The sequence below is a fragment of the Alphaproteobacteria bacterium genome (genome assembly GCA_016124955.1).
Lineage (GTDB): Bacteria > Pseudomonadota > Alphaproteobacteria > UBA9219 > RFNS01 > RI-461.
Genome location: WGMR01000007.1, coordinates 251380 through 274813 on the forward strand (window position 1 = coordinate 251380; position 23434 = coordinate 274813).

Below are 23434 nucleotides of genomic sequence, written 5' to 3' on the forward strand. Positions count from 1 at the left end.
CCCCGGTATCAGCGCGATACGAACAGGAAGCAGGTCAGGCCGCAGCTTTTGTTTGCCTGTTCGCTATAGCAGCAAACCGGCCAGCGGTAGTTGCCGACACTTTCAACCTTCGATGCCTTGTTGGGAATGACGCACTTTTCGTGCGGCCCTGCGCGCTTGAAATCGCTCATGGAACCGGAAATATTGTAATTCCACTGCACGCATTCATTTGCTTCGGTGACCGCCATCGTGCTGCTGAGGCCGAGGCAGCCGGTGCTTGCCTTGGTGGCGCAGCTAACCTTGCCGAGCAGGGCGGATGAGCCGTTAAAAGGCGCGGCATCGCGAACGTTTGCGGACGGGACAGTGTCTTCAGCCATGGAAGGGGCGGCTAGGCACAGGGCCAGAAGCAGGGCAGCTAGAAAACGCATGGAACCTCCCAATAGCTTAAATAGACACGATACAGCAGGAACGTGCCAAAATTTTGACTTTTATACCAGCGAATACAATTAGTTTGTTCCGTTATGCTAAATAAACCCTTAAAACAGGCCTTAACCCTTGTTTTCCGGATGCCTGCCGCCATGGCCAAAACCCATAGAATCATGATTACGGCCGCGCAAGCGGGCGCGCGGCTGGACCGCGCGCTGCCTGCCTTGATGACCGAGGCGGGGGCCGATATATCGCGCGCGCGGCTCCAGTCGCTTTTGCGCCAGGGTTTGGTGCGCGGGCCTGACGCGAAAGCGGGGGGCGATGCGCGGGTGAAAGAGGGCGACAGGTATGAAATAACCGTGCCAGCCGCCACCGCCGCCACACCGCGCGCACAAAAAATTGCGCTTTCGATCGTGCATGAAGACAGGGACCTGATCGTGATCAACAAACCGGCGGGCATGGTCGTGCACCCGGCCGCGGGCAACCATGAAGGGACGCTCGTCAATGCGCTGCTCGCGCATTGCGGCGCGAGCCTGAGCGGCATCGGCGGCGTGGCGCGTCCGGGGATTGTACACCGGCTCGATAAGGATACCAGCGGGCTGATGGTCGTGGCCAAGAACGATGCCGCGCATCGCGCGCTTTCGGCGCAGTTCGCGGACCGCACACTAAGTCGCACATACAGCGCGCTTGTATGGGGCGTGCCTGCGCCTGCGAAGGGCGATATCGATGCGCCTGTCGGGCGGCACCGCATCAACCGCAAGAAAATGGCTGTTGTGCGCGGCGCGGGCAGCCGCGCGGCACTAACGCATTATAAGGTGCTTGAAAGGTTCGCGGATACGGGAGCGCTGGTGGAATGCAGGCTGGCGACCGGACGCACGCATCAAATCCGCGTGCACATGGCGCATATCGGCCACCCGGTGGCGGGCGATCAGCTTTACGGGCGCAGCCGCCGTGGCAAGGCCGGGGCGGACGCTGCCAGGGCGGCATTGGCGGCGTTCCCGCGCCAGGCTTTGCATGCCGCTATGCTGCGATTCGTTCATCCGCGCAGCGGCCGGGTGCGGGAATATGCGGCCCCGCTGCCGCCGGATTTTGCCAAGCTTTTGCGGGATTTACGCAAAGCCGCGCCGCCTGCCGGGGGCCGAAAAAAAGCAGGCAAGAAATAAGGCCATATTTTTGCCGCATCGCCCGGGTTTTTTGGGGCGTGGTTTCCTGCTATCACTGGGATAGCAAACGCGGCATATATTTGCCGGGAACGGAATAATGAACACGCTGGTCGCCCAAACGCCCGCCCCCCGCATGCCGGCCATTTCGCCGGACGGCAACCTTGCGCGCTATCTGCAGGAAATCCGCAAATTTCCCATTCTGGAAAAACAGGAAGAATACACGCTCGCAAAATCATGGCGCGACAAGGCGGATACGCAGGCGGCGCACAAACTCGTTACGTCGCATCTTCGTCTTGTGGCAAAAATCGCCATGGGGTACCGCGGCTACGGGCTGCCGCTGGCGGAGCTGATCGCCGAAGGCAATCTGGGCATGATGCAGGCGGTCAAGCGCTTCGACCCCGAGCGCGGCTTCCGGCTTTCCACCTACGCGATGTGGTGGATCAGGGCCGCGATCCAGGAATATATTTTGCATTCCTGGTCGCTCGTGAAAATCGGCACCACCGCGGCGCAGAAGAAGCTGTTTTTCAACCTGCGCCGTTTGAAAAATGAAATGCGCGCGATCGATGGCGGGGATCTGACTCCGGATCAGGTTGAGAAGATATCGAAAGACCTTGCGGTTTCGGAAACCGAGGTTGTGAATATGAACCGCCGGCTTGCGGGCGGCGGCGACCGTTCGCTGAACGCGCCCTTGCGCGAAGACGGCGAGGGCGGAGAATGGCAGGATTGGCTGGCGGACGACAGCGCCGATCAGGAAACCGTGCTTTCCCAGCGGCAGGAGCTGACGCAGCGCCAGAAGCTGCTCGGCAACGCCATGCAAGCGCTCAATGCCCGCGAACGCGCGATTATCGAAGCGCGGCGACTGAGCGAGAGCCCCGCCACGCTCGAAGACCTTTCGCAGAAATTCGGCGTCAGCCGCGAACGGGTACGGCAGATCGAGGGACGCGCGTACGAAAAGCTTGAAAAGAGCATCAAAATGGAAGCCCGCAGGCAGGGCATGATCGACGGAAGCGAAGGCATCGTGATCGAAGGCAGCGCGCGCCGCGAATAGCAGTCAGTAACGATTTATCCGTTATTCTGTTCGCCGCCCACATCGGCGCCCCAAATTTTCTTTACCGTTTCCTGATTGGCCTTCAGGATCTTGATGCGGCTTTCGGCATGCACCGACATAAGGCTCGCGATCATCGCGGGTACGGTCGCATAGATCGCCCAGCCCACGCCCGCCGCGCCATACATGATCAGCCAGTTAAGCGGCTGCCCCAGAATGGTGAAGGCGCTGTCGAAGCTGTGGCCCATTTTCCACAATTCGATCACCAGCGGCGCGACCCCGGCCGCGTTCATGGCGCTGACGGTGATGCCGGCGGCCTTTTCCTTATCGCGGTCGCTGATCAGGCATACGAGCGCCGGCAGCATGCCGGGTATGATGATGCATGCCGATGGCGCGAGGATTGCGAGCATCACGCACACCAGCATGATCAGCCCGACCGGGCCGCTGCCTTTTTTCTTGGTCCCTGTGGCGCCCGCCGCCGCGGCCGCTGGTGCCTTGCCCTTAGCTTTTGCCATTTCGTTCCCCCTTCATGCGCACGCCTAGCTATTGAAGGCGCGAAAAATATTGATGATCAGCATGCCCACCGCAATCAGGCAGGCAACATAGGTTGCGGCAGGCCGGCCATATTTGTCGGCCGTTTCCTTGTGATTTTTAATCTGGCGCTCAAGGGTGCGAATTTCGCGCGCCGCGGCGGCATGCAGCAAAGACGCGGCTTCAAATTCCTGTTCGTCCTTCTGCACCATGCGCGGATCATCGACCAGTTTGGCGAGCATCGCGAAGCTTCCGCGCTCGGCCGCAAGCTTTAGCTGCTCGCGCAGGGTTTCCTGCAGCTGGCGGTTATGGAAGCGGTGCACAACCGGTTCGGCCAGCGGGTAGATCCATTGGCTCAGGCCCGGCAGCCGTTCGGGGCCGTAGCGGCTTTGCATGTCGGCGAACAGATTGATCAGGGCCAGCCCGCGCTGCTGCGGATTATCCGACATACCGAGCGGGGCGAAGGTGCGATCGGTTTTACGCGCACGCACGATGCACCATGCGGCGATGTGCCTGTCCATCGGTTCGCGCGGCCGCGCGGAGCTGCGGGATATGCTTTCGAGAGCGGGCAGAAGCTCCTTCGGCGCCAGCACATATTGCGAAAGAATCATGGGGCTGAGGCAGGGCAAGGCGGGGTTCAATTCATAGGCGGCACGCTCGACCCCGCTGCCGTATGAATTTTTCTCGATATGCGGTTTTACCTTTTCGATCGATTGCGAAAGCGGCACCAGTTCGGTCTTCGCTTCTTTCTGCAAATTGACCCAGAAGGTCGCGAGCTGATTGCCGATAATTTCCCCAAGCACCTGTACGTTGCCGTTCGTGCGCACGGCGTCGGCGAGCGCCGAGGCGATGCCGCCCGGCATGACATTGACGCCCCGGTACATGATGGGCGCAATCGGATCAAGCGCCATGGACACGTGTGTGACCAAAAGATCTTCGTAGCGCGGGGTCTTGCCCTTGGCCTTGACGGTTTCGAGCGCGAAAGCGAGATCGTCCGCGCGCGCTTCGTCGCCCAGGCTGCGGCGCAGCCAGCTATCGAGCGCATCGGTTTCCAGCACCTTGACGGCGGCGGCGATATTCTGGGTCATGGCGCGGGCGATGGTCTTGGCTTGCGAATATTCCTTGTCGGCGAAGGTGAAGCTGCGCGTGGATTTGCGGCCAAACTCGGCCGGCTTGGGGGTCAGCCGCCGCCCATTGACCCATTGTTCAAGGTCTTCGATATCCCAGCGTGCGCGCGGGTCGTCGGCCAGCAGACCGCGCAAAAGTTCGGTCAGCGAACTGGTCAGGCGGACATTGCCCATGAAGCTGTTGAACGAACCGCGCTCCAGCTTCATCCTCAGCATGGTCTGGTCATCGAGCTGGCGCATCGGATTTTGCCCCAGCGTCATCAACGCCGCGCATACGCCAAGCCCGTACATGTCGTCACAGGTCTGGGCCGGGCCGCGGTTGGGGGGCGGGCACACCGCCCGTTCGGGCGATTCAAACAGCAGCGGCTGCCCGATGCCGCTGGGCACCGAAAGACATTCGCCCAGTTGCGGCGGTGTGCTGCCGCCTTCCTGCCAATAAATGTTGGTCAGCCGCACCGCGCCGTGGGCCGTGCCTGCCGCTTCGATATCGCTCAGCGCGCTTGTCAGCGGCGCGACGAACTGGCGGCCGACTATATCTTCGTGCAAAGGCTGGCGCACGCTTTGCAGATCTGTGTAATAGCGCGGCGCAGCCGGGCGTTCGGTCACGAAAGCGTAATAGCGCTTGCCGTCGGGCCACTGCACGACCTGCCCGTCAATGTTCTTGATGAAGGAGCGGTTGTCGATGGCGCGCAGCATTTGCGCGATATCGCTGCGGGCGGGATAACCGCTGTTGCAGATGTAGCCCAAAAGATCAGCCCGGCTTGACCCTTTGAGCCGGGCGGCGAAAGCCGGGCCGCCCGTGCTATCGTGCAGCGGCTGGGGGTAGGAGGGCAATATTTCGCATTTAACGCCGAGAGCGACCTTGTCGCTGGCGTCTGTAATGGTTGGTACGTCGTCAATAGCGTCGCTAGGCGCCATAGCCGTTATCCTGCGCTATAGGCCACCGGGAATGGTGATTCGCTAAAAGTTACGTGATTTCCGGGCCTTGGGCTAGGGCCGAAGGGCCACATCAATCCGCAAAAGGGTCCTGCATAAGGATCGTGTCGTCACGCTCGGGGCTGGTGGAAAGCAGCGTAACCGGGGCTTCGATCAGTTCTTCGATACGGCGGACGTATTTAACCGCGCTTGCGGGCAAATCGGCCCATGAACGGGCGCCGCGGGTGGTTTCCCGCCATCCGGCATGGGTTTCATAGACCGGCTCGACCTCTTCCTGCGCATGGGCGGCGGCGGGCAGGTAATCGATCTGCTGGCCGCGCCAGCGGTAGCCGGTACAGATTTTCAGCTCGGGCATTTCATCGAGCACGTCAAGCTTGGTCAGGGCGATGCCGTCGATCCCGCCCAGCTTTACCGCCTGGCGCACCAACACGGCATCGAACCAGCCGCAGCGGCGCTTGCGGCCCGTGACCACGCCGAATTCCTTGCCGACGCGGCCCAGATGCTCGCCCACCTCACCCATATCCTCGGTCGGGAAGGGGCCGGTGCCCACCCGCGTCGTATAGGCCTTGCAGATGCCCAGAATACGGCCCAGACCGCGCAGCGCCATGCCCGACCCGCTGGCAGCCGCAGCCGCCACGGTGTTGCTGGAGGTTACGTAGGGGTACGTGCCGTGGTCGATATCGAGCATGGCGCCCTGCGCGCCTTCGAACAGAATGCGTTTGCCTTGTTTGCGGGCATCATCGAGCAACCGCCAGACCGGGGCGGCGTAGGGCACGATCTTGGGCGTGATTTCGGCCAGTTCGGATTCCAGTGTTGCGACATCGAACAGTTCGGCCCCGAAATGAGCCAGGGCGATGTTGTGGTGTTCGACCAGTTCGCGCAGCTTGCGGCGGACGGTTTCCGGGTCAGCCAGGTCGCAAAGGCGCAGCGCCCGGCGCGCCACCTTGTCTTCATAGGCGGGGCCGATGCCGCGGCCGGTGGTGCCGATCTTGCGGTCGCCCTTCGCGTTTTCGCGCGCCTTATCAACCGCGGCATGCAGCGGCAAAATCAGCGGCGCATTTTCCGCGACGCGCAACGTTTCGGGCGTGATACGCACGCCTTTGGCGGCGATCTTGGAAATTTCTTCAAGCAGTGCCCACGGGTTCACGACCACGCCATTGCCGATCAGCGAAAGCTTGCCTCCCCGCACCACGCCCGAAGGCAGCAGGCTGAGCTTGTATTCGGTGCCGTCGATGACCAGCGTGTGGCCGGCATTGTGGCCGCCCTGAAAACGCACGACGACATCGGCGCGGCTCGAAAGCCAATCGACGATCTTGCCCTTGCCCTCGTCGCCCCATTGGGCGCCAACCACCACGACATTGCTCATGAAACTTTTTCCTTTCCGGCACGGCCCGAACAAGGCGCGGCTGAACGCCGCGCTTGCATGGCCGCAAGCGGGTCAAACCCGGTTCAATTGGACGCTATGCGATGGAAAGCTATCAGAAAAAAACCGCGGGGGGGAGGGGGAAAAACGCTGCCCTTGGTAAAAAATATCAACAATAACAATATCTTGATTATTGGCCTGACTCTGGCTTTTCCGTGCCCTTTTCCTCGCCCGGCAGGCTTTCCGAAAGCCAGTCCCGCCAGGCCTCAAGATGCTGGCGCGCAAGCGGCCGCCGCGATGTGAAACTTGTGGCCTGCGCGCCCGCTTCTTTTTCGGTCTGGCGCACGAGCACGCCCTGCAGCGGCCCGACGCGCTTGCCCAGATCCCACAGCCTGTCGCTGGTGTCCTGCGCGACGCCGCGCCAGTAAAGGATCTGGTCGCGGCTTTTGCTTACGGTGTCCTTCAGGCGGCGAACCTGTTCCTGCCACTGGCGGATTTCATCTTCCTGTTGCACGGAAATATCCTGCAACGCTTCGAACTGGTGCTGCAGCGCGTTCAGGCGCTGTTCGAGCTGCGCTTGCGTAAGGCCGAGCGCGCGCAAATGTTGCGGGTTTGCTGCGCCCGCGCCCGCGCTGTTGGCGGCTTTATGGGTGAGATCGGAGAAATTGAGGCCTTCGCGGGCGAGGATTTTCTTGGCGAGGCGCAGGGCGGTGCCCGCTTCCCCCTCTTGCGAGGAATCGATCAAGGCCAGAACCTTGGCCAGCCGCTCGGCGTTGCGCGCATCCATAGATTCGGCGTATCACGGAAGAATCTGATTTGCCTAGGGTTGTCACGCGCAACGCGCGAAAAAACCGCGATCCGCGCCGCGACTGTGGCGCAAAAGACTCAATGGCTGTTGCGGCCGGGACTCAGGCCGGTGCGATCAGGCGAAGTTCAATACCTTGGCCTTGACGACGCCGGGAAGAGCGGAAATCTCCTTCAGCAGCGTATCATCGATCGCGCTATCGATCGCGATGAGCGACATCGCCTGCCCGGCCTTCTGGTTGCGACCAAGATTGAAGTTGGCGATGTTGATATTGGCCTTGCCGAGCGCGGTGCCAAGCCTGCCGATAAAACCGGGCTTGTCCTCGTTATTGATGAACAGCATGCGCGGCGTCAATTCGGCTTCGATCACGATTTTATCGACCCGGCAGATGCGCGGCTTGGCGCCCGCCAGCAGCGTGCCGACCACGCGATGCTCGCCCTTGTCGGTTTCGATGACGACGCGGATCAGTGTCTGGTAGCCTTCCGAAATCTCGCGCTTGGTTTCCGAAACCGTGATGTTGCGTTCGCGCGCGATCACGGGGGCGTTGATCATGTTGACGCTTTCCAGAAGCGGCTTGAGCAGGCCCATCAGTACGATGCCGGTCAGCGGCTTGGTGTTCAGCTCCGCCACCTGGCCTTCATATTCGACGGTGGCCGATTTGATGCCGTCCGCCACCGTTTGCCCGGCGAAGCTGCCGAGCTGTTCGGCCAGCTTCATGTAGGGCTGGAGCTTCGGCGCATCTTCGGCCGAAACCGAAGGCATGTTAAGCGCGTTGGTCACTGCGCCGGTGAGCAGGAAATCGGCCATTTGCTCGGCCACCTGCAACGCAACGTTTTCCTGTGCTTCGTTGGTGGCAGCGCCAAGATGCGGCGTGCAGACCACGTTTTCCATGCCAAAGAGAACATTGTTTTTGGCCGGTTCTTCCGCGAACACATCGAACGCCGCACCGCCCACCTGACCGCTTTCGAGCGCGGCCTTAAGATCAGCTTCGATAACCAGCCCGCCGCGCGCGCAATTGATGATACGAACGCCCTTCTTGCAATTTGCGAGCGCCTTGGCATCGAGGATGCCGCGTGTCTTGTCGGTCAACGGCGTATGCAGCGTGATGAAGTCGCTGCGCGCAAGCAGCGCATCAAGCTCGACCTTCTCGACCCCGATCTGCTTGGCGCGGTCGGCCGACAGGAACGGATCGAACGCGATCACCTTCATTTTGAGCCCGAGCGCGCGGTCGGCGACGATGGCGCCGATATTGCCGCAGCCGATCACGCCCAGCACCTTGCCCGAAAGCTCGACGCCCATAAAACGCTTCTTTTCCCATTTGCCGGCCTGGGTCGAAATGTCGGCGGCGGGAATCTGGCGGGCGAGCGCGAACATCATGGCGATCGCATGCTCCGCCGTGGTGATGGAATTGCCGAACGGCGTATTCATGACGCAAACGCCACGCGCGGTGGCGGCGGGGACATCGACGTTATCAACCCCGATACCGGCGCGGCCAACAACCTTGAGCCGCGGCGCGGCCGCCAGCAATTCCTTCGTGACCTTGGTGCTCGAGCGAATGGCGAGGCCGTCATAATCGGCGATGATCTTGATCAGCTCGTCGGCCTTGATGCCTTCGCGTTCATCGACCTCGACTCCGCGTTCCTTGAAGATTTTTACGGCGGCGGGTGAAAGGGCGTCGGGGATAAGGACTTTGGGCATGGTCTGTTCTTTCAAAAAAGAGGGATGATGGAAAAGAGGCGCGAACGGCGCGGGTTTCAGGCCGCGGCCTTCAACGTCGCCAGCGTTTGGGCATAGGCCCAACCGATCCAGGGCAGCAGCGCCGCCACATCATCGGGATCGACCGTGCCGCCGCACCAAAGACGCAGCCCCGGCGGCGCGTCGCGATGGCCGTTGATATCGTGGGCCACGCCTTCCTTATCGAGCAACGCGCCGAGCTTTTTCACGAAATCCCACTGCGCTTCGACCGGCTGGCCGGTGATGGCGGGGTCCGCGAATTTGAGCGTGACCGAGGTTGTCGAACGCGCGCGCGGATCGCCGCACATATATTCGATCCATGGCGTGGCCGCGACCCAGGCCTCGATCGCCTTGCAGCTGGCGGCCGTGCGCTTCATCAGCGCGGGGCGGCCGCCGATGCCGTGGGCCCATTTCAACGCGTCGATCACATCCTCGATGCACAGCATCGAGATCGTGTTGATGGTTTCGCCCTTGAAGATACCCAGATTGACCTTGCCGTCCTTGGTCATGCGGAACAGCTTGGGCAATGGCCATGCGGGCTTGTAGCTTTCAAGCCGTTCGACCGCGCGCGGCGAAAGGATAAGGATGCCGTGCGCGGCTTCGCCGCCCAGCACCTTTTGCCACGAATAGGTGACGACATCGAGCTTGGACCAATCCATATCCATCGCCAGAACGGCGGAGGTGGCATCGCAGATCGTCAGGCCCTTGCGATCAGCCGGGATCCATTCGGCATCCGGCACGCAAACGCCGGCCGTGGTGCCGTTCCATGTGAACACCACGTCATGGTCGCAATCGACCTTCGCAAGATCGGGCAGCGTGCCATGTTCGGTCTTGAAGGTGCGGACGTTTTCAAGTTTGAGCTGCTTGGTGATATCGGTCAGCCATGTGGCGCCGAAAACATCCCACGCCAGCACATCGACCGGACGCGGGCCCAGCATCGACCACAGCGCCATTTCCACGGCGCCGGTGTTGGAAGCGGGCACAATGCCGATCAGGTAATCATCGGGCAGTCCGAGCAGCTTGCGCGAAAGGTCAATCGCCTCGGCGATGCGTTCCTTGCACGGCTTGGCGCGGTGCGAACGGCCGAGCAGCGCGCCTTTCAGCGCATCGATGGTCCAGCCGGGCCGCTTGGCGGCGGGGCCGGATGAAAAGCAGGGATTTTTGGGGCGAAGGGTGGGTTTCGCAGTGTTTGAAGGCGTCTGCGCCGCCTGTTGCTGTAAAGGCATTGAAAATACTCGCGTACTGTTACGGCTCGTTGGGGAGCCGCGGCCCACCGACTTTCTACGCCCAAATACGGCGCTAATCAACGGCGGAAAAACCTAGTCGTTATAGGGCTTTGCGAGCGGGCTGAAATATTCGCGCACACCGTATTTATCGAGGATGCGATCGAAGGTGCCGTCGGCCACGATTTCGCGGATCGCGTGGTCGATCATGGCGTTGAAGCGCGGATCGGCCGGCAGCAGGAAGGCGTTCGCGAAATACAACACGGCTTTGGACAGCGGCTTGATACTGCCCGGATTGTTTTTGATGAACATGGAGCCGTTGTAAAGATCCCAGACCATGAAATCGGCCTTGCCTGCCGCGACCGCGACCGCATTTTCCGATGTCGCGGTCAGTTCGGGGAAGGAAACGACCTTGGCTTGCGGGAAGTGCGAACGCACGATCACCTGCGGCGTGGTGCCATCGACATAGCTAACCGTGTAGGCCGGGTCGTTGAGCATGCCAAGATTTTCGCTGAAGCGGTTATCGTCTGCACGCACGAAAACGCTGATCTTGCTGTAGTTGACCGGCGCGCTGAAATCGACCCGCCGCGCGCGGCCCGAATTGGGCCACATCAGCGTGCAAACGGCGTCATACTTGCCGCTCGCGACATCCTCGACCGCCGTGCCCCAGCCGACTTCCTGCGCCCATTCGATCTGCAGCGACAGGCGCCGCCCGATTTCCTCCATCAGGTCGTAGCCCGTGCCGCTTTGGCCCGATCCGTCGGGCGCGACGATATTGGAAGGTTCCCAATGCGCATAGCCGCAGCGGATTTTCCCCGCCGCCATCACCCTGTCATAGACCGGTGTGGCGGATTGCGCTGCGGCGGCGCTTTCGCCCGGCTGCTGCGTGAAAGACGCGGCGGCCCAGCCCGCGACGGCAGCGACCAGGGCGGCAAGAACGATTGTTCCGGGCGCTTTCATGGGGTCAGGCAGCCTTTTCGATCACGGCTGAAAGTTCATCGACCAGCGCGCGCACAAGCTTTTCATCGTCGCCTTCCGCCATCACGCGCACGACAGGTTCGGTGCCCGAACGGCGGATCAGGATGCGTCCGTTGCCGTTCAGCTTCACCTCCGCCGCTTCGATCGCGCGCTTCACGGCGGGCATTTCCAGCACTTCGGGCGGCGCGGCGACGTTATGCAATATTTGCGGCAACGGCTTGAAAAGATTAAGCGTTTCGCTGGCCTTGCGCCCGCCCTGCCGGATCACGGCCAGAACCTGCAGCGCCGCGATCAGCGCGTCGCCGGTGGTGCAATAATCGCTTAGAATCATGTGGCCCGATTGTTCGCCGCCAAGATTGCAGCCGCTGGCGCGCATGTGTTCGGTTACGTACCTGTCGCCCACGGCGGTGCGATGCAGCGCGATTTGCTGTTGTTTCAGGAACCGTTCGAGCCCGAGGTTGGACATCACGGTCGCCACGACGGCGTTGCCCTTGAGCCGTCCGACCTTCGCCCATGATTGTGCGATCAGCGCCATAAGCTGATCGCCGTCCACGCGCTTGCCGCGTTCGTCCGCCACGATCAAGCGGTCGGCATCGCCGTCAAGCGCGATGCCGATATCGGCTTCGTGCGCGATCACGGCTTCCTGCATCATTTCCGGCGCGGTGGCACCGCAATTGCTGTTGATGTTGCGGCCGTTGGGCCAGATCGCAATCGGCACCACTTCGGCCCCCAGCTCCCACAGCACGGCGGGCGCGACCTTATAGGCGGCGCCGTTGGCGCAATCGACCACGATCTTCATGCCGTCAAGCCGCAGCCCGGGCGGGAAGGTGCCCTTGACCCATTCCACATAGCGGCCGATCGCGTCATCGAGCCTGCTAGCGCGGCCCAGCTGGTCTGATGGCACCGGGGCGGCCGGGCTTTCGATCAGGGCCTCGATCCGGCTTTCGAGTTCGTCGGAAAGTTTATAGCCGTCGGGCCCGAACAGCTTGATGCCGTTATCTTCAAACGGATTGTGGGAGGCGGATATCATAACGCCGAGATCGGCGCGCAGGCTGCCCGTGAGCATGGCGACGGCGGGCGTTGGCAGCGGACCGAGCAAAATGACATCCATCCCCATGCTGATGAACCCGGCCGTAAGCGCGGGTTCGAGCAGATAGCCGGAAAGCCTCGTATCCTTGCCGATCACGACGCGATGGCGGTGTTCGCCGCGCTGGAACACGGCGCCCGCCGCCTGCGCCACGCGCAGCGCGATTTCAGCCGTCATCGGCGGTTCGTTCGCCTTGCCGCGGATGCCGTCTGTGCCGAAATATTTGCGGGTCATGCCTGTTCCGTTCCTGGCCGGGTTGCGGGCCTATTTTACGGGGCAAAACCCGCATAAAGCAATGCGGGGATTGTTACGTTTTGTTACCCCCGGGGAAAGCCCCGCGCTGCCCGCTATTTGCCAGCCGGGCGGTAGAGCTTGTAATCGCTGCCTTCGGGCAGCGGCACGGGCTTCAGCCATGCGGGCGGGTCGCCCGCAGCCAGCCGGGCGGCCAAAGTCGGCTCCGTTTCCGGCACGCCTTCCTGCGTATCGTAGGCGATGCTGTAGTAACGGCAGATCAGCACGAGGTCGGCCTTGTTATTGAGCAATATGTTGTGCGCCGCCTTATCGTCGATGCTTGAAAAGAAATTGTCGGGCACCAGATTGCCGGCGGTGTTATAGGGCGCGGCGAACACGCTGTGTTTCGTGCGATACAGAAGTTCCGCTCCGTCATTGATATCGTTCATGATCAGCATCGGTTTTCCATAGGTTTCTTCAAGATAGCGTGCGACCGGCGGCAGATTGCAATCGAGCTTCTTGTGGGTCATGGGGAACAACAACACATCAAGCCACGGCCGTTCGCCGCGCGCGGTGGTAGCGCCGAAGGCGATCACGACGCCAAGCAGCAGCAGCTTGCCCGTGAAGTAAACGCGCCGCTGCACCGCCGCCTCGCCGTGCGCCAGCGCTTCGCGCAATTGCAGAAGCAGCGCGGTGGCGGGCACCAGCGCGAACAGGCAAGCGAAGCTGGTGACCCGCATTTGCCAGAAAATTTGCAGCAGGACGGCCGCGCTGGTGAAAAGCGCGAAGAACAGCCAGATAATCCTGGTGGCGTCGCGCGCCAGAATGTGCCGCCGCCAGCTGATGGCCGCGCCGACCAGCGGGAAAAGGATGAAGGTGCAAAAGCGCGCCAGCAGGGCCATGACACCCTGCGGATCGTAGGTCGTATGGCTAAGCTGATAGGTGAAGGGCTGCGCTTCGATTACATTTTGCATGATGTGCGCGGCTACCGCGGGCTTGTAGTCGGCATAAATGCCGTGCCAGGCTTGTGGCAGCGCCAGCGCGACGCCGCAGGCGATCACAATGCCGATTGCCGCGGCACGCAGGAAACGTTTGCGTATATCGAGCGTGCGGCATGCCACAAATTCGATCCCCGCAAGCCACAGGAACACCGCAAACGCCGCCAGCACATAGGCGGCGGAATACCAGCTGATGCTCAGCTCCATCAGCATTTCCGGCGGGCGTGCCATCGGCAGCAGCGCAAGGTTGGCAAGGAACAGCGAAGCGCCGAATATGGTGCCGGACCGTTCCATCGCGAACGGGTCGCTGAGCCGCGCGATGCCGAGGCAGAGCGTGAAAAGCATCAGCCATGGCAGAATTTCGGCCCCGATCCAGAAACCGCAAGCAAAGGTTATGCCCGCTGCCACCGCCCATTTGATCGCGTACGGGCGTTGCACCAGCCGGATCAGCGCCGCAAGCCCGAACCCGGCGATCAGCAGTTGCCACGCATGGTGATCGACCCGCCCGGGCGTGAACTGGAACAGCAATGTGTGGGTGAAGGGCACAAAAAGCGTGACCAGTTTCGCATAATCCTTGCCCGTAACGGGCGCGGCCATGACCGGCAGAAGCTTGAGCAGCAGCAGAAAAAGAATCACCGGCACGATCAGCGCGGCATACAGTGCCGCCAGCTTCAGCGGCAAGCCGGAGGCCGCGAACAGCGCCGTAAACCCCGCCAGCGGCAGATCAACCAGCCGCGACCATGGCACGACAAAATTTTCCCCGGGGTTCAGTCGCGGCTGGACGGTATCGTACCAGCCGGCCAGAGGGCCGCCTTCATGTGTCAGCCAGTTCATGACCTGCACCAGCCGGGTGTAATCGTCCGGGTCCTGCAGGCGGCCGGTATGCAGCGGACTCAGCGAATGGAACAGAAAGCTGGTGACAACAAAAACGAACACAAGCTGCGGCAGCCACGGGTAGGGCGGTTTGAAGAAGCGGTCAAAAAAGCGGGCCGGTGCGATCATGGCTTGATTCTATACAAAACATAGTTGGTCTTGAAGGGCAGAACGATACGCTCAAGCCATGGCGGGGCATCCAGCGTCAGCATCCGGCCCAGCAGTTGCCGCCGCGCCTGCAGCGATGCCGGTACGTCTTTGTGCAGGGTGCGCAGCCGGCCCGCCTCAAGTTCGGCCTGCGCCGCATCGCCCGGCAGCCAGTGGCTATGCACCGCATTGACGCATAAAAGCGCAAGCGTGGCGCCGCGTTCCCGTGCCATGGCATGGGCCTTTTCGCTGTCGGTGCTGCGCAGGAATTCGTCCACGAAGCTGTTGCCTGTCACGTTATAGGGCGCGGCATAGATACCGTGCTGCGTGCGGAACAGGAATTCCGGCCCCGCGCCCATGGTGGTGATGATATTCTGCTGTTTCGCACCAAGGCCCTTCGGGTCATTCAGCACCTTGACCAAATCACCCGGCGCGCAGGGGTGCGGCGGCATTTGCGCCAGATAAAAAAGGGTGTTGGGCATCAGCGGGCGCCCGTCGGCGATGGCGGGGATGATCAAAATCGGCAGCGGCCCCAGCCACAAAAGCAAAAGCAGCTGTTTGTAATGCAGCGTGCGGCCGGAAAAACGCTTCGCATAATTGTGCCAGCACGCCACCCCTGCCCACGCCATGACCGGCAGCGCGAAAAGATGCGCGAAGCTATCGACCCGTGCCTGCCAGAACATGGTCATGCCCGTGCTGATGGCGAGGAACCATGTGAAAGTTTGCCACAGCAATTGTTGCCGCCCGCGCGTGCGTGTACAGCGTCGCGCGGCGATAGAAAGCGCCAGCAGCGGCCAAAGGAAATTCCAGGTGATAAAAGGCGTATAGGCGGCAATACCGAGGATATTGAAGCGCAGGCCCCCCAGCCGCTCCAGCAGCGGCTTTGCTTCGACAACCTTATCGAGGATCAGGCGCGTATTATCCGCGCTCATTTCCGCATAGACGCCGCCCGCCGCCAGCGGCACGAGCTGGAAGAAGGCCACACCGGCCAGCGCCGCGATAAAAGCCATGATGACGAAACGCACGGCGATATCGCGCGTGCCGCGCGCAGCCAGCCGGAACAGCGCAAGCGCAAGCGCCGCAAGCGCCGCGAACGCCGCCTGTGCCAGCGACAGGCGGAAGAATTGCAGAACAAGCCATTCGCCCGGCGCGCGCACAAACGGCAACAGGACAAGCAAACACAGCGTCAGCGCGCCCGCGAACATAGCCGCAAGGCGCGGCCAATTGCGCACATCGTTCGGCCTGCAAACCGCCAGCATGGCGAGCCAGCCGAGCGAGGCCAGCATCCAAAGCATGCTTTCGGCGCCGACCGCGACGCCAAGCGCGTGGAAGGCCGCCGCGCCGCACAGCCAGCGAACGCTGCCGCGCAGGATGCCGTGGGACAAACAGGTGAAGGCGATGCCGGCAAGGATGATTTGCCAGCCGTGATGATCGACCCGCATCGGCATCACTTCGCGCACCGCCGGCATGAAGAACAGCGCCATCGGCGGCACCAGCCACAGCCAGCTGCGCCGCACGAGCAGCCGCGCCATTTCCGACCATGTTCCGATCAGCACGATCAGAAGAAGAAGCGGGACGAAAAAACCGGTCAGCAGCGCCGCGCCGAGGCGGCCAAAAAGCGGCGAAAGCAGCGCAACGCCCGCCGCGAGCGGCAGATCGGGCAAGCGCGACCAATCAAGCACGAAGGGCTGCGCCGCGCCGGGATCGAGCCGGGGCTGGGTAAAATCATACCAGCCCGCCAGCACCCCGCCGGGGTGATCGAGCCAGTTGAACACCTGCACGAAGCGGGCGTAATCGTCCGGGTCGATAAAATGCCCGTTCAGAAACGGGCTGGCGGGGTTGATGAAATAGCTTGCGCCCACATAAAGCAGGACGATCAGCAGGGTTTTTTGCCAAAGCCTGTCGGCGGGCAGGGGGCGCGCATGATGCATGGGCGGGAGGATAAGTGAAGAAGCGCCCGGCGGCAAACCCGGGCTGCCGGCGTTATTGCAGCTGGTTGCGCCTGCGCCACCAGCGGCGGCCTTGCAGGATGGCGACGTCAACGCGCTGGAACAGGCGCATTTTCTGCAAGCTGAAAAGCCAGAGCGGCGTCGCCATCAGGCTGAGCGATATGACGGCGACGACGTATTTGTAACTGTCGAGGTCGATGGTCTTGACCTCAAGCCCCATGGCGGCGAGCACGAAGGAAAATTCGCCTATCTGCGCCAGCACCGCGCCTATCCTGCCCGCTTCCTGCCGCTCCATGCCCTGCATATGCAGGATCAGATAGTTCGCCACCGTCTTCATGCACATCGCAAAGAACACCAGTGCCAGCACGCTGATAATATGTTCTTTTAGGAACGAAAGATCGATCAAAAGCCCGATCGAGAGGAAGAACACCATGATCATGACTTCGAAGATCGGCTTGGTCTGTTCTTCGAGGCGCTTGCTGTGCCGCGTTTGCCCGAGCGCCAGCCCGGCAAGGAAAGCGCCGTAGGCGGCCGAAAGACCGAGCAGGCCCGAAAGCGCGGCGGCGGAAAAACAGAAGGCCATGGCCATCAACGCGCCTTGACGTTGCACCGCATCTTCGCGGATATGACGGACCTTGCTCCACAGCCAATCGAGCAGGCGCGGACGTTTGAGAAGGACGAACATAATCACGACGATCAGCGCGACCGCGATAAACAGCCGGGCGATGCCGATATAATTGAAACCTTCATGCGTATTCATGGCGCCGATGATCAGCAGCATCGGGATCACGGCTATATCCTGCGCCACCAGAATGCCGGTGCAGGTTTCACCCTGCCGCGTGGCCTTGAGCCCCATATCCTCGACGATCTTGAGCGCGACCGCCGTGCTGCTGAGCGAAAGAGCGAAACCGAGCAGGACGGAGCGGCTGAGCGGCCAATCGAGGAAGAAGCCGAACAGGAACATGGCCGCGAGGCCGATCGCGATTTGCAGCGCGCAGGTGATCAGCGATATACGCGCGATCGACATGAAGCGTTCGAGGTGAATTTCCATGCCGGCGAGGAAAAGCAGCAGCAGGATGCCGACCTCGGCCATCAGGGATATGCTTTCCTGCCCATGCACGAGCCCGAGCACATGCGGCCCGAACAGCACGCCGACGAGGATGTAGCCGACCAGCATGGGCTGGCGCAGCCGCTGGAATACGACGCCGCCGATGAACGCAGCCGCCAGAATGATGGCAAAATGCGTCAGGGAGGTGGTGTGTTCCACGGGTCGGGCCTTCCTATCGGGGGTTACGGGCGGCTCTTTTATTATTATATTGTGGCGGCGCCGTGGTGAAAGGGCTTTTTGGCCTTGAAACCGCTATTTCCGCAGGTGCAGGCAATTTTTTAGCCGGGCCGCGCCGATATAGAGGTATGTCGAAGCCAGCGAAACCACGAATGCCGTTGCAAGCAAGGCCGGTACGCCTACCCCAAAGCTAAGCAGCATCTTCGCGGCGAAAGAATAGCCGAGCATCTTGGATATGCCCGAGCCAACCAGCGCGGCAGCTGCAACGGCCATAAGAGAGCGTATGTCAAATCTCATGAACCCGGCCCCGGAGGCAGATAGCGGTCAAGGCCGGAAAACTGCGCCCTCACATAATCCGCGTCTCTTGGGCTGAAGTAGAAGTTCTTGACGAGATAGGCCGAAACGACGGCCGAAGCTGCCGTCACGCCAATCAGGAACACAGGGTCGAGCTGCAGCACAAGGTGGATGAGGTTGCCAATCACCGGCCATGCCGTCGGCAGGGTTGATTCGGGCACGAAAGCCAGCGTGACGGATGCGCCGCCGAGACCCACCGTCGTGCCGATTGCCGCGGCGCGGCGAAATTGCACGAGTGCCGCGTTGTCGATGCCAATCGAAGCAAGCTGTCGTTCCGTTTCGGGCAGGAGAGTGATTTCTTGCTCTGCCATAGTGCTTCCATAAAAAATACAGTGCCGAATATGGCGATATTAATATGCCTAAACCGATGGCCTTGCAACGCGCATGCATCGCGAACCCGCGTTAACCATACAGGGTGTTGTAACGGAAACTTTTTCCAGTAGTGTTACGCGCCTTGCGGCTGGCTTCCGGGCGGGAAGCTGCCGGCTTCCTTTTCGTCTTTTGCCACGGGAACGGAGGTGCGCTTGCCCGGCGTTGCAGGTTCCGGCGCGGGCGGGGTGTCGTCATCCTGCCGGATCGATTTACCGGCCAGCAAGGCCTTAACCTCGTCGCCCGAAAGCGTTTCGTATTCCAGCAGCGCCTTGGCGAGCGTATGCAGCCCGTCCGTATGCGTCGTCAGGACCGTGCGGGCGGTACGTTCGCCTTCCTCGATCAAACGGCGCACTTCGTCGTCGATGATCTTGGATGTGGCTTCGGAAACATTCTGTGTCTGCGTTACCGAATGGCCGAGGAACACTTCCTGTTCGTTCGGGTTGTAGCGCACGCGGCCAAGCTTTTCCGACATGCCGTATTCCGTGACCATGCGGCGGGCGATGCCGGTGGCTTGCTGGATATCGTTGCCCGCGCCGGTGGTGACGTTTTCGGGGCCGAAGATGATTTCCTCGGCGATGCGACCGCCGAACATGACGGCGAGGCGGGATTCGAGCTCGAGCTTGCTCATGCTCAGCTTGTCGCGCTCCGGCAGATGCATGGTGACACCAAGCGCCCGCCCGCGCGGGATGATGGTGACCTTGTGCAGCGGGTCATGTTGCGGCACATGCAGGATCACGAGCGCGTGCCCGGCTTCGTGGTACGCCGTCAGTTCCTTTTCCTTCTCGGTCATGACCATCGAACGCCGCTCGGCGCCCATCATGACCTTGTCCTTCGCCGCCTCGAACTCGATCATGCCAACCTGCGTTTTGTTGGCGCGGGCGGCCATCAGCGCCGCTTCGTTCACAAGGTTTTGCAGATCGGCGCCGGAAAAGCCGGGCGTGCCGCGCGCGATCACGCGCGGTTCGACATCGGCGGCAAGCGGGATCTTGCGCATATGGACCTTAAGGATTTTTTCGCGCCCGGTGATATCCGGGTTGGGCACCACCACCTGGCGGTCAAAGCGGCCCGGGCGGAGCAGGGCGGGATCGAGCACGTCGGGCCGGTTGGTGGCCGCGATTAAAATCACGCCTTCGTTGGCCTCGAACCCGTCCATTTCGACCAGCAGCTGGTTGAGCGTCTGTTCGCGCTCATCGTTGCCGCCGCCAAGCCCTGCGCCGCGATGGCGGCCGACGGCGTCGATTTCGTCGATGAAGATGATGCAGGGCGCGTTTTTCTTGCCCTGTTCGAACATGTCGCGCACGCGGCTGGCGCCGACGCCGACAAACATTTCAACGAAGTCCGAACCGGAAATGGTGAAAAACGGCACATTCGCTTCGCCCGCCACCGCGCGCGCGATCAGCGTTTTGCCGGTGCCCGGCGGGCCGACCAGCAGCACGCCCTTGGGTATCTTGCCGCCCAGACGCTGGAATTTTTGCGGGTCCTTCAGGAATTCCACGACTTCCTGCAGCTCCTGCTTGGCTTCGTCCACGCCCGCGACATCTTCGAACGTGACCTTGCCGGTTTTTTCGGTCAGCAAGCGGGCGCGGCTTTTGCCAAAACCCATGGCGCGACCGCTGCCTGATTGCATCTGGCGCATGAAGAAAATCCAGACGCCGATCAGAAGCAGCATCGGGAACCAGGAAAGCAGAACGCCCCAGAATGTCGGAATATCCTTTTCATCCGCCACAGCATTGACCTTGACGTTCTTGGCGATCAGCCGGTCAACGATATTGGCGTCAGGCGGCAGATAGGTGGATGCCGGCGTGGCGGCATCGCGGATATGGAAGGTGACCACATTGCCTTTGATGGTCGCGTCGGTAACCATGCCTTCTTCGACCCGCGTGAGAAAATCGGAAAAGGGAACGCTGCTGGCGGCGGGCGTGGAGGACGAGCTTTGGAAAACGTCGAACAGCGCGAATATCAGCAAGCCGATGACAACCCAAAGCGCCAGGTTTTTGCCAAACTGGTTCAAATTTCAGTCCTTTCCGGGAAGGCTTGTGCCACTAGCATGGCCCTACTTCTCTTAAGATAGTGCAAATTTGCATAACTACAATGATAAACCGGTAAAAACGGCATGAGCGGGGCGCATAAATTTTGCTGAAAAAACAACAAGTTCAATTGCTTGGCGGGTCAGCGGACAAAGGAGGCCGAAACGGAAATATTTTTTGCTTCCTTTCCCGGCAGAGGAACCGCCCATAAATCGCCGTCGCGCCACAGCGCGGGCAGCGCCGCGCGCGCCTTGCCGCGTGCAACGGCCTTGCGCAAACCGGGCGCGATTTCATCAAGCTGTGCATGCGGCTGCGTGCCGAGCGGCCCGACGATAAGCCCTTCGGGCGCTTCGCTGTCATGCAGCGTCACGGTAAAGCGGCCATCCCATACGATGGTTTCGCCGCCGCTGATGCCCTGCCTGTCGTTGATCGCGGCGGGTTCGCGCAAAATCGTCAGCATGCCGTTGCATGCGTGCAGTTCGCAGCCATGCAGCGTGCGCGCCGCTTCGTCTTCGGCAAGCAGCCCGCGCCAAGCCGCCAGCAACGGTTCGTGCTTGGGGCCATACCCGTCCTTGCCCGCAACAAGCTGCAGCATGGCAGACAGCGCCCGAAGCTGGATTTCAAGCGGTGCCGTGCGCATCGCGGCGATATCGAGCGTGGCGCAACCTGCGGCATCGACCGCAGCGCAGCGCGCAAGCAATTCCTGCGTGTAATGGGAAAGCGCATCGCTCGCGCTTGCGGCGCGTGCGGCAAGGCCGCGCAGCCTGTCTATATCCAGCCCTTCGGCGGCCAGTGCCTGCATCGCGCCGCGCAGCCGTCCGCGCGCGAAACGCCCGCTGTTGTTGCCGGGGTCGGTCACATAGTCCTGCCCATGGGCTTCGCAAGTCGCGATCAGCCGTTCTTTCGGCACATCGAGCAAGGGGCGCAGAAGATTGATGCCGCCAAGCTTCGTTGCCGCGCGCATGCCAGCAAGCCCGTCGATGCCCGTGCCCTTTGCAAGGCGCATCAGAAGCGTTTCGGCCTGATCGCCCGCATGGTGCGCGAGCAGAAGGTCGGTAATGCCATGACGGTGGCAGGCTTCGAGCAGCAGGCGGTAGCGCGCCACGCGCGCGTTTTCCTGTATCGCGCGCGTCACGCCGCCATGTTCCCAGACAAGGATTTCATTTTCCACCCCGGCCGCGCCAAGCCATGCGCCGACGCGCGCCGCTTCCCCGGCGCTTTCGGGGCGCAGACGATGATCGACAATAAGCGCGGTCACGCGCCTGCCGTAGGCCCGTGCCCAATCGCGTAGCAGCAGCGCAAGCGCCATGCTGTCCGGCCCACCGGAAACCGCGACAGCGATGCGCTTGCCGGGTTGTACGGGCAGCATAAGCGCGAGTTCGGCCGCATCGAGCGGCCGGGCGGTTCGGGGGGCTTCCTGTTTAAGCGTTTTGAACATGGAACGATTATGACATGGGCGCGTATGTGCAGCAAGGCAGGGTGCGGCGCGCGCAAACCCAAGCAGGCCCGGTTACATGTTTTGCGCAAGCTCGTGCGCGGGTTTGGTGACCGGATTGTGGATCAACGCATGATAGTACAGGTTGATGAATGCCACGCGCGATGGAGAAACCCACAAAATCGGCGCAGCCCAATACAGCAGGAATGAAAATGCAAAAAGCGTGATCGCGATTGGTTTGGCCAATGGCGCGAATGCGATCGCGGGCCGCGGCTCTGTTCGCAGATGCGTGAAAGCGATCACGAACAGGAAGTTTGCAAACCCCGCCACCGACATCATGCGCGATGTATCGAAAGACAGAAGCAGGCTTGCATACGGAAATCCCAGCATTGCGACGACCATGACAAGTTTTTGCCCCGTCAGATTCGAAGCGAAGCACCAGTATAAAAGCAAAGGCAGGATGGCAAACGCGGGGTAAAACACGCCGGCAAGCGCGCGCAAGGGATATTCCCGCCACCATAATAAATTCATTTTCAGGTTCGTGAGAGAGGATTGATTGAGATAAGAGGTGGCCGCATCGTAATGGTCGGGTGAAATCATGGTGTTTATATAAGCCGTGTTGTCGGCGCCCGGCCGCTTTGTATCCAGATATGTTTTCATTTCTCCAAAGATTTCTTCGTTGATCAGGACGGACGGCCGGCCGGTCTGTTTCATTTCGTCTATCATTGCCGGCGATATGGGGTTCTGCGAGGCGGCAAGGATCACACCTGCAAAAATCACCAAGGTTGCTGCCAGCGTCATTCGCGCGGATTTTCCGCCGTTATAGGCTGAGAGTGCGGCCACCGGCAGCAGGATCAGGCCTATGACTTCATGCACAAGCATGCCTATCGCAAATAACGCGACAAAAGCCGCCGCCTGCTTGCGAAGCAGGCAGATGAAGGCAAGGGTTGTGATGCAGAGGACAATAACGTCAACGAACCCGGTCTGGTGCGCCTGATAGGGCAGCAGCGGCGTAACAAGGATGTAGCCTGCGGCCAGAAGGAAGGATGTGCGATCCAGAATCCTTTGCGCCCATGCAAGCATTCCGGCCGCCAGCACGATAAACAGCCCGTCAAAGACAGCGCAGGCATTTCTGACAACGCCGCCCATCGAAACGGAACTATCAGTCAATGCCGCGGCAATGGTTCCGATAAGGCCGCGCCTGAGAAAACCATGTTCGTAGGTCATGAACCATGGATGGCTCGCCAGCGGGGTAATGAATTCGCTAAACGGTGCGCGCAGAAAAGAAAGCAGGGCGACGGCAAAACACAGAAAGAAAAATAAAGCCTGCTTGCCTGTGATGCCGGGGTGCGCTGTATTTTGCATA

18 protein-coding genes and 1 pseudogene are annotated in these 23434 nt (G+C 61.2%); 3 read left to right on the forward strand and 16 right to left on the reverse strand.

The features are described 5' to 3' along the window. Window positions 1-8: 8 nt before the first annotated feature. Window positions 9-356, reverse strand: coding sequence for a hypothetical protein (locus tag GC131_07100; protein ID MBI1273834.1), 348 nt, complete (start codon window positions 354-356; stop codon window positions 9-11). A gap of 201 nt (window positions 357-557) precedes the next feature. Here GC131_07100 and GC131_07105 point away from each other — a divergent pair, with 201 nt between their 5' ends. Further along, a complete protein-coding gene (locus GC131_07105; GenBank protein ID MBI1273835.1) occupies window positions 558-1568 on the forward strand; it encodes an RluA family pseudouridine synthase in 1011 nt (336 codons plus the stop codon). A 133-nt stretch (window positions 1569-1701) separates the two neighbouring features. Next, complete coding sequence (gene rpoH, locus GC131_07110) at window positions 1702-2616, forward strand: RNA polymerase sigma factor RpoH (protein ID MBI1273836.1); 915 nt, start codon at window positions 1702-1704, stop codon at window positions 2614-2616. A 14-nt stretch (window positions 2617-2630) separates the two neighbouring features. Here rpoH and GC131_07115 read toward each other — a convergent pair whose 3' ends face one another. The 8 genes from GC131_07115 to GC131_07150 all read right to left on the reverse strand — a co-directional run bounded on the left by GC131_07115 (window position 2631) and on the right by GC131_07150 (window position 12631). Next, window positions 2631-3128 carry a hypothetical protein gene (locus GC131_07115; protein ID MBI1273837.1) on the reverse strand — a complete coding sequence of 166 codons (498 nt, stop codon included), beginning with the start codon at window positions 3126-3128 and terminating at the stop codon, window positions 2631-2633. A gap of 24 nt (window positions 3129-3152) precedes the next feature. Beyond that, on the reverse strand, window positions 3153-5189 hold the full coding sequence (locus tag GC131_07120) for a serine/threonine protein kinase (protein ID MBI1273838.1): 2037 nt from the start codon (window positions 5187-5189) through the stop codon (window positions 3153-3155). Between the two features lie 91 nt (window positions 5190-5280). Then, the gene (locus GC131_07125) at window positions 5281-6573 is read right to left on the reverse strand and encodes an adenylosuccinate synthase (GenBank protein MBI1273839.1); all 1293 of its coding nucleotides are present in this window, start codon (window positions 6571-6573) and stop codon (window positions 5281-5283) included. Window positions 6574-6760: 187 nt separating this feature from the next. Continuing rightward, complete coding sequence (locus tag GC131_07130) at window positions 6761-7357, reverse strand: hypothetical protein (protein MBI1273840.1); 597 nt, start codon at window positions 7355-7357, stop codon at window positions 6761-6763. A 135-nt stretch (window positions 7358-7492) separates the two neighbouring features. Next, window positions 7493-9073, reverse strand: a complete 1581-nt coding sequence (locus GC131_07135) for a phosphoglycerate dehydrogenase (protein ID MBI1273841.1) — start codon at window positions 9071-9073, stop codon at window positions 7493-7495. A 56-nt stretch (window positions 9074-9129) separates the two neighbouring features. Further along, a complete protein-coding gene (locus tag GC131_07140) occupies window positions 9130-10335 on the reverse strand; it encodes a phosphoserine transaminase (protein ID MBI1273842.1) in 1206 nt (401 codons plus the stop codon). A 93-nt stretch (window positions 10336-10428) separates the two neighbouring features. Then, the gene (locus GC131_07145) at window positions 10429-11292 is read right to left on the reverse strand and encodes a transporter substrate-binding domain-containing protein (GenBank protein ID MBI1273843.1); all 864 of its coding nucleotides are present in this window, start codon (window positions 11290-11292) and stop codon (window positions 10429-10431) included. A 4-nt stretch (window positions 11293-11296) separates the two neighbouring features. Further along, a complete protein-coding gene (locus GC131_07150; protein ID MBI1273844.1) occupies window positions 11297-12631 on the reverse strand; it encodes a phosphoglucosamine mutase in 1335 nt (444 codons plus the stop codon). Window positions 12632-13264: 633 nt separating this feature from the next. Here GC131_07150 and GC131_07155 point away from each other — a divergent pair. Beyond that, window positions 13265-13549, forward strand: a pseudogene (locus tag GC131_07155) (hypothetical protein). Window positions 13550-14624: 1075 nt separating this feature from the next. Here the strand turns inward: GC131_07155 and GC131_07160 are convergent. The 7 genes from GC131_07160 to GC131_07190 all read right to left on the reverse strand — a co-directional run bounded on the left by GC131_07160 (window position 14625) and on the right by GC131_07190 (window position 23433). Further along, window positions 14625-16577: a hypothetical protein gene (locus GC131_07160; GenBank protein ID MBI1273845.1), complete on the reverse strand. Its 1953-nt coding sequence runs from the start codon at window positions 16575-16577 to the stop codon at window positions 14625-14627. A 52-nt stretch (window positions 16578-16629) separates the two neighbouring features. Then, a complete protein-coding gene (locus tag GC131_07165; GenBank protein ID MBI1273846.1) occupies window positions 16630-17910 on the reverse strand; it encodes a cation/H(+) antiporter in 1281 nt (426 codons plus the stop codon). Window positions 17911-17955: 45 nt separating this feature from the next. Next, window positions 17956-18153 carry a hypothetical protein gene (locus GC131_07170; protein MBI1273847.1) on the reverse strand — a complete coding sequence of 66 codons (198 nt, stop codon included), beginning with the start codon at window positions 18151-18153 and terminating at the stop codon, window positions 17956-17958. A gap of 20 nt (window positions 18154-18173) precedes the next feature. Continuing rightward, window positions 18174-18545 (reverse strand): hypothetical protein, encoded by a 372-nt coding sequence (locus GC131_07175; GenBank protein MBI1273848.1) that lies wholly within the window; start codon window positions 18543-18545, stop codon window positions 18174-18176. Window positions 18546-18679: 134 nt separating this feature from the next. Further along, complete coding sequence (hflB, locus tag GC131_07180) at window positions 18680-20617, reverse strand: ATP-dependent zinc metalloprotease FtsH (GenBank protein MBI1273849.1); 1938 nt, start codon at window positions 20615-20617, stop codon at window positions 18680-18682. A 158-nt stretch (window positions 20618-20775) separates the two neighbouring features. Then, window positions 20776-22071 (reverse strand): tRNA lysidine(34) synthetase TilS, encoded by a 1296-nt coding sequence (gene tilS / locus GC131_07185; GenBank protein MBI1273850.1) that lies wholly within the window; start codon window positions 22069-22071, stop codon window positions 20776-20778. 72 nt (window positions 22072-22143) lie between these two features. Further along, a complete protein-coding gene (locus GC131_07190; protein ID MBI1273851.1) occupies window positions 22144-23433 on the reverse strand; it encodes a hypothetical protein in 1290 nt (429 codons plus the stop codon). Window position 23434: the final 1 nt, after the last annotated feature.